Source organism: Mycobacterium sp. TH-M103, from assembly GCF_057473785.1.
The window spans coordinates 1-3053 of the sequence record NZ_JBYCLG010000018.1; the positions used below are offsets into that span (position 1 = coordinate 1).

The 3053-nt window shown below is 72.6% G+C and carries 1 protein-coding gene and 1 pseudogene; both read left to right on the forward strand.

Translation table 11 applies throughout. The annotated features are described in order from the left end of the window. On the forward strand, positions 1 to 2351 hold a 2351-nt coding region (locus AC2VOR_RS00745), incomplete at its 5' end, for an arabinosyltransferase (RefSeq protein WP_486963024.1). Positions 2352 to 2526: 175 nt separating this feature from the next. Beyond that, positions 2527 to 3053, forward strand: a pseudogene (locus AC2VOR_RS00750) (arabinosyltransferase); the annotation flags it as partial.

The following is a 3053-nucleotide window of genomic DNA, read 5'->3' on the forward strand; positions in this document are numbered from 1 at the left end:
ACGCCGGCTACATGGCCAACTACTACCGCTGGTTCGGCACGCCCGAGGCCCCGTTCGGCTGGTACTACGACCTGCTGGCGCTGTGGGCGCACGTCACCACCACCAGCATCTGGATGCGGCTGCCGACCCTGGCCATGGCGCTGACCTGCTGGTGGCTGATCAGCCGCGAGGTCATCCCCCGCCTGGGCCGCGCGGTCAAGCGCAGCCGGGCGGCGGCGTGGACGGCGGCGGGCATGTTCCTGGCGGTGTGGCTGCCGCTCGACAACGGGCTGCGGCCCGAACCGATCATCGCCCTGGGCATCCTGCTGACGTGGTGCTCGGTGGAACGCGCGGTGGCCACCAGCCGGCTGCTGCCCGTGGCGGGGGCCTGCATCATCGGGGCGCTGACGCTGTTCTCCGGGCCGACGGGCATCGCCTCCATCGGGGCGCTGCTGGTCGCGGTCGGGCCGCTGCGGACCATCCTGCACCGCAGATCCGAGCGGTTCGGGCTGCTGCCGCTGCTGGCGCCCCTGGCCGCCGCGGCCACCGTGACGGTGATCCTGATCTTCCGCGACCAGACCCTGGCCGGGGAGATGCAGGCCACCGCGCTCAAGCGCGCCGTCGGCCCCAGCTTGACCTGGTTCGACGAACACCTCCGCTACGAACGGCTGTTCATGGCCAGCCCCGACGGCTCGGTGGCCCGCCGCTTCGCTGTGCTGGCGCTGGTCCTCGCGCTCGGCATCTCCGTGGCGATGTCGCTGCGCAAGGGCAGGATTCCGGGCACGGCCGCCGGGCCGAGCCGCCGCATCATCGGCATCACGATCATCTCGTTCGTCGCGATGATGTTCACGCCCACCAAGTGGACCCACCACTTCGGCGTGTTCGCCGGCCTGGCCGGATCGCTGGGGGCGCTGGCCGCGGTCGCGGTGACGGCCGGGGCCATGCGCTCGCGCCGCAACCGCACCGTCTTCGCCGCCGTGGTGTTGTTCCTGATGGCGCAGTGCTTCGCCAGCGTGAACGGCTGGTGGTACGTGTCCAACTTCGGTGTGCCCTGGTCGAATTCGTTCCCCAAGTGGCACTATGGCGCCTCCACGCTGTTCCTCGGGTTGACGACGCTGGTGCTGCTGCTGGCCGCGTGGTTCCACTTCGTCGCCACCGACAACGCGCCGCCCCGAACGCGATACGGGGCGCGGCTGGCCGGAATCGTCCAGTCCCCCTTGGCGATCGCCGCGTGGGTGCTGGTGGTCTTCGAGGTGATGTCGCTGACCCTGGCGATGATCGGCCAGTACCCCGCGTGGTCGGTCGGCCGGTCCAACCTGGAGGCCCTGACGGGCAACACCTGCGGCCTGGCGCAGGACGTGCTGGTGGAGCAGGACCCCAACGCCGGCATGCTGGCGCCGGTGACAGGACCGGCGGCGCAGGCCCTGGGCGCCGGCCTGTCGGAAGCCTTCACCCCCAACGGCATTCCCGCCGACGTGCGCGCCGACCCGGTGATGGAACGGCCGGGCGACCGCAGCTTCGTCACCGACGACAACCCGGTCACCGGCACCGGCGCCGGCACCGAGGGCGGCACCCGGGCGGCCCCCGGGCTCAACAACTCCCGCGCGCAACTGCCCTACAACCTGGACCCGGCGCGCACCCCGGTGCTGGGCAGCTGGCGGCCCGGCATCCAGGTGCCCGCGCGACTGCGGTCGGGCTGGTACCGGCTGCCGCCCCGCGACCAGGCGGGCCCGCTGCTGGTGGTCAGCGCCGCGGGCCGCTTCGACCCGCGCGAGGTCCAGGTCCAGTGGGCCACCGACAGCGAAGCCGCAAGCGGGCACCCGGGCGGGTCGTTCCAGTTCGCCGACGTGGGGGCGTCACCGGCGTGGCGCAACCTGCGGCTGGGCCTCTCGGCGATCCCGGCGTCGGCCACCCAGGTGCGCCTGGTCGTCGACGACGAGGACCTCGCGCCGCAGCACTGGATCGCCGTTACCCCGCCGCGGATCCCGCGGCTGCGCACGCTGCAGGACGTCGTGGGGTCGCGGGACCCGGTGTTCCTGGACTGGCTGGTCGGCCTGGCGTTCCCGTGCCAGCGGCCGTTCGACCACCGAAACGGCGTCGACGAGACGCCGAAGTGGCGCATCCTGCCGGACCGCTTCGGCGCCGAGGCCAACTCGCCGGTGATGGACAACAACGGTGGCGGCCCGCTGGGCGTCACCGAGCTGCTGCTGAAGGCGACGACGGTGGCCAGCTACCTCAAGGACGACTGGTCGCGGGACTGGGGCTCGCTGCAACGGCTCACGCCCTACTACCCCGACGCCGGGCCGGCCCGGCTCCAGCTGGGCACGGTCACCCGCGGCGGCCTCTGGAACCCGGGGCCGCTGCGGCACTAGGGACGGGCGGGACTACGGCAGCGCCGGGGGGATCACCGGCCCACCCCGTCGCCGAACCGAGAATTGTTACCCAATTCACACCGATTTCGGCGTGTCGTTCGACGGCATACCCGCTGGGCGCTATCGCCGCGTCCATGCCCTGCGTCCTCAGCGGCGTCGCTTACCATCGACCCTCGTGTCCCCCGACGGCGAGCAGCAATCCCGGCGCGTCCCGAGGCTGGTGGCCGTCGCCGCGGGCATCGTGGGCGTGCTGATCTGCGTCTGCGTCCCGCTGCTTCCGGTGCGGCAGACCACCGCGACCATCCTGTGGCCGCAGGGCACCACCGACGGGCACGTCGCCCAAGTCACCGCGCCGCTGGTGTCCGGGGCGCCGCGCGCGCTCGACATCTCCATCCCCTGCCCGGCGATCGCCACCCTGCCCGCCGACGGCGGGCTGGTGGTCTCGACGCTGCCCGCCAGCGGTGTCGACGCCGGAAAGAACGGGCTGTTCGTGCGCGCCGACAAGGACGTGGTCGTCGCGGCGTTCCGCGACTCGGTGGCCACGGTCGCGCAGCGCTCGGCGGTCGCGGCGGACACCTGCCGGGCGTTGCACATCTGGGCTGACGCGGGGTCCGTCGGCGCGGATTTCGTCGGCGTACCCGGCGCCTCCGGCGTGCTGCCGTCGGAGAAGAAGCCGCAGGTCGGCGGAATCTTCACCGACCT